The sequence below is a fragment of the Nostoc sp. UHCC 0252 genome (assembly GCF_034931145.1).
Lineage (GTDB): Bacteria > Cyanobacteriota > Cyanobacteriia > Cyanobacteriales > Nostocaceae > Nostoc.
Genome location: NZ_JAYGHE010000161.1, coordinates 1 through 3,938, shown reverse-complemented (window position 1 = coordinate 3,938; position 3,938 = coordinate 1). Strand labels below are relative to the sequence as shown.

General features: G+C 41.2%; 4 protein-coding genes and 1 pseudogene. 2 read left to right on the top strand and 3 right to left on the bottom strand.

Features of this window, described 5'->3' with window-relative positions:
• Window positions 1-187, bottom strand: a pseudogene (locus VB732_RS35565) (hypothetical protein); the annotation flags it as partial.
• A 506-nt stretch (window positions 188-693) separates the two neighbouring features.
• Here VB732_RS35565 and VB732_RS35560 point away from each other — a divergent pair.
• The gene (locus VB732_RS35560) at window positions 694-1,314 is read left to right on the top strand and encodes a Uma2 family endonuclease (protein ID WP_323235495.1); all 621 of its coding nucleotides are present in this window, start codon (window positions 694-696) and stop codon (window positions 1,312-1,314) included.
• Here VB732_RS35560 and VB732_RS35555 read toward each other — a convergent pair.
• A complete protein-coding gene (locus tag VB732_RS35555) occupies window positions 1,296-2,567 on the bottom strand; it encodes an FAD-dependent hydroxylase (RefSeq protein WP_323235494.1) in 1,272 nt (423 codons plus the stop codon). The genes VB732_RS35560 and VB732_RS35555 overlap by 19 nt on opposite strands.
• A gap of 440 nt (window positions 2,568-3,007) precedes the next feature.
• On the opposite strand from VB732_RS35555, the gene VB732_RS35550 reads away from it, so the two are divergent.
• Window positions 3,008-3,700 carry a PEP-CTERM sorting domain-containing protein gene (locus VB732_RS35550; protein WP_323235493.1) on the top strand — a complete coding sequence of 231 codons (693 nt, stop codon included), beginning with the start codon at window positions 3,008-3,010 and terminating at the stop codon, window positions 3,698-3,700.
• Here VB732_RS35550 and VB732_RS35545 read toward each other — a convergent pair.
• Window positions 3,683-3,938 (bottom strand): hypothetical protein (locus VB732_RS35545; RefSeq protein WP_323235492.1); only part of this gene is annotated, 256 nt, incomplete at its 5' end. The two genes, VB732_RS35550 and VB732_RS35545, sit on opposite strands and share 18 nt — an antisense overlap.

Sequence of the window (3,938 nt, the reverse complement as noted above, 5' to 3'; positions counted from 1 at the left end):
GCTTACCAAACAATAGAACAGCCCCGGCAGCAATTCCATCTGGGGGCCAAACTGGGGTAACATTCTGGGGTGTGGAGGCAACGTGCCGTGAAATTTCAGCCATTCCATAATAGGCGATCGCTAAAACAACAGTACCTCCAATTTGCCTGAGCCAATGAGAGAATATAGGGGATTTTTGTTGAATCATTTGTTTAGTCGCTGCTTGATATCAACGTTGTTTTCTAAGAGGTTGTTTGAAAAGTGTTTCGGTCTAAACATAGAATGCCCTTTTCCCTTCAGGTGGGAACATAAAGCAGCCATAAAAGTAATTTACAAAAATCATTAAAACAAGCAGTTTGTCAAGCTGGTATTCAAAAAAAAGGTTGGTTGTCATAGGTTTCACTATCCATTTACTGCAAAATGGCTATGACATCCGCACGGTAAAGGAATTACTCAAAAACTACAATGATTTATCCCAATACGGTTTAGTTAAGGATTTTTGGTATTGATTTCAGTAGAGACGCATTAGCGTAGCGGGGCGTTCGCGTTAGCGTCTCGTAGAGAAGCCCAGTACAATTTTGCGTCTCTACAGAGGATTTTGGGCTTAACTGAACGGTATTGTGATTTATCCTATATGCTTAACCGTGGTGGAAAAGCTGTCCGAAGTCCCCTAGATTAGAGATAATATTTCCAAAGCAATAACTCTCAAAAGTCATGACTCAAGCCATACCCAAGCTAGTAACCTTTGAGGAATTTGTCGATTGGCTACCCGAAAATCGACGAGTACGCTACGAACTACATAAAGGACAAATTGTTGAGATGGCACAACCAGTAGGGGAACATGAGGAAGTTAAAAGCTTTCTAGGTGTCGAAATTCCTGTTGAAATCAAACGTCTAGGATTGCCCTACGGTATCCCTAACCAAGTTATAGTTAGACCTCCTGAAAAAAATTCTGGTTATTTTCCAGATGTCTTAGTGTTAAATCGTGCAAATCTGGAAAATGAACCATTGTGGAAAAAAAAATCTACCCTGAGTTTGGGTGCATCAATACCTTTGGTAATTGAAGTTGTATCAACCAACTGGCGAGACGATTACTATTTAAAATACGCTGACTATGAAGAGATGGGTATCCCAGAATACTGGATTGTCGATTATGCTGCCTTGGGTGGACGCAATTTTATCGGCAATCCCAAACAACCGACAATCACCGTGTGTAACTTGGTTGATGAGGAATATCAAATAAGTAAGTTTCGAGAAAGCGATCGCATTATTTCCCAAACTTTTCCCGAATTGAATCTCACCCCAAACCAGATTTTTCAAGCTGCTGTAGTATAGCGTTTATGTTTTGCCAATTCTGGAGTCCGTCCTTTCAAGCCAATCATCAATTTCAGCATAAACACCTTTAAGAAAGGAACCCGTTGCAAAAACCATAAACCCAAGCGACGAACCACCACCACAGGTAAAAAGTTATTAGAAAACATCCGATCTAATAAATCGGTGAAACCTAAAATAGTCAGGTTTTCCAGCTTGCGCCAGCGTTCATAACCTTTAAGAATTTGAATGTCGCCAATATCTTTACCCGCTTGGTGTGCTGTTTGGATTACTTGCGCCAAAGCTGCGGCATCCCGAATTCCCAAATTTAAACCTTGTCCACCCACAGGATGGCAATTGTGCGCCGCATCACCAATTAATGCCAGTCGGGGGAGAACATAGCGATCGCTTTGCATGAGTTGTACTTGGAATACAAAGCGATCGCCTAGTAATTCCAATTTACCCATCTGATCGCCATAGCGACGGGTAAGTTCTGCCAAAAATTGCTCATCATTTAAGGCACATAAAGCTTTTGCTTCTTCATGGGGCGCTGTCCACACAATGCGGCAACGGTTCCCCGGTAAAGGTAAAATCGCAAAGGGGCCGCTAGACCAAAATCTTTCGTAAGCGGTGTTATTGTGGGGCTTTTCTGGTTTGACAAATGCCACAATGCAAGACTGCCAATATTTCCAGCCAGAGGTTTTGATCCCAGCAGCTTGACGAATTGGCGATCGCGCCCCATCTGCTGCTATCACTAATTTACTGCGAACTGTGTATAACTGATCGGCAACTTTAATATCTATCGCTACTATATCTTTGTGATATTGCGTATTTACAACTTCCGCCGGACACAGATAAGTCACATTTGCACAATCTTGGACAAACTCCTGCAAAGGCTGCAACAGCGCTTGGTGTTCCGCCACATAACCCAACTCTGCTGTATCTATATCATCTGTGGTAAATTCCACCACATTGGGATAATCGGCATCAGAAAGACGAACTCGGCAATATTTGGCGATTTGAGGCAATATTTTGTCCCAAACCCCAATTCCTTGGTAAATTAGCGCCGAAAGCTGATGAACTGCATAAGCTTGTCCTTTAGCGACAGCTGCTGATGCAACTTTCGCTTCAATCAGCAAGATACTCAAGCCAGAATCTTTTAAAGCAGAGGCTAGAGTTAACCCAATAATCCCACCGCCGACAATTACCAAGTCATATTCATATCCCCGCAAGTCTGGCGGTGTAGGTTGAGGGGAGATTTGCTCAAGCAGGGTCATTGTTAAGTTAGGTTACAGCGTCTTTTACTCTTATTTTGACGCGATCGCGCCCTGATGAGCAAGTTAGAAAAACAAACATTGAAAAATAAGAAGAATTCAGCAGTCAGAATCAAGACTCTGCATGTTGCAGACAAGCAAAGCGTCTCTCATAGGCTTTACGCAACCTGTTTCACCAGCCACAACAGAATTCAGTCCTAAATTTTGGTTCCTAACTCCTCTAATTCTGCTTGTTAAACAGATTTTTTATGCCAGATAAATGGCTTGAATTGCTTTGCTAGCAAGTGGACTCAGCAGTATTACTTAGGCAAAGCTATGCTTTTCAGGTAAAATAATTTACTAAGTTTATAGGTTTACCTCGAAAACTTACTGTGTCTTTATCAAAACATTGGTTACTGAAACTTATATTTGAGAGGTGCTGGAACACTCATACTTCGCTGAACATGAAAAACATTAGCAAACTTGCTTTGGTAACTATTGGATCTGTTGCTCTATCTTTGGGTATTGTTGGAAATGCACAAGAAGTTAAAGCTTCAGGCTTAATTAATGGTAGTTTTGAAGATACCGTTGTTCGCAGTAACTTGTCATGGGACTCGATAGATGAATCTCTGATTCCTGGGTGGGAGACTACAGCTACAGATAATAAAATTGAAATTCAAACTCCTAGACTGTTCCATGCTGGAGCATTAGGTACAAATCAATATGCTGAACTTAATGCCAATCAGGTATCTAGCTTATATCAAGATGTAGATACTACAGCTGATTCAACTATGTTTTGGAGATTTTTCCATAAAGGTCGTCAAGGTGTAGATACGATGCGTTTGTCTATTATTGACCTTGCGACTAACAATACTCTTTTCAGCCAACTATACAGTACTGACAACACAGCTTGGGTAGAATATCAAGGTACGACTGTTGCCACTGGTAGTAAAACACGCTGGCAGTTTGACTCAGTATCTGCTGCTGGTGGTAATCCTTCCATAGGAAACTTTTTGGATGAAGTTTACTTTGCAGAAAAACCACCAGAAGGTTTCCAAACAGTTCCTGAACCTGCTTCCGTACTTGGACTTTTAGCAATGGGTGCATTCGGCATTGTTTCCACCCGGAAGCGCAAACAGTTAAAGATTGGGAATTAACAACGGTTTGTAACGAGGTTTTGTGGTTCTACTAACTTCTTTTATGCTCATTAATCCAAGTGAAAGGCTTCCAAAAAGTTCCTTTAGTGGCACTTGAACACCATTTGGCATAAGAGATATGGTAGAACCATTTTTTATATCCCACATTCCGAACTTCATTTTGAAGTGCGGAATGTGGGATATAATGAAGTTTCTCATAGCTGTGTTTACAAAAGTGTTGAATGTTAAGAGAAATCCG

What these genes read in the sequence shown, in the direction of transcription:
- VB732_RS35550 (WP_323235493.1), top strand. Translation starts at nt 3,008, where the DNA reads ATGAAAAACATTAGCAAACTTGCTTTGGTAACTATTGGATCTGTTGCT.
- VB732_RS35555 (WP_323235494.1), bottom strand. Translation starts at nt 2,567, where the DNA reads ATGACCCTGCTTGAGCAAATCTCCCCTCAACCTACACCGCCAGACTTG.
- VB732_RS35560 (WP_323235495.1), top strand. Translation starts at nt 694, where the DNA reads ATGACTCAAGCCATACCCAAGCTAGTAACCTTTGAGGAATTTGTCGAT.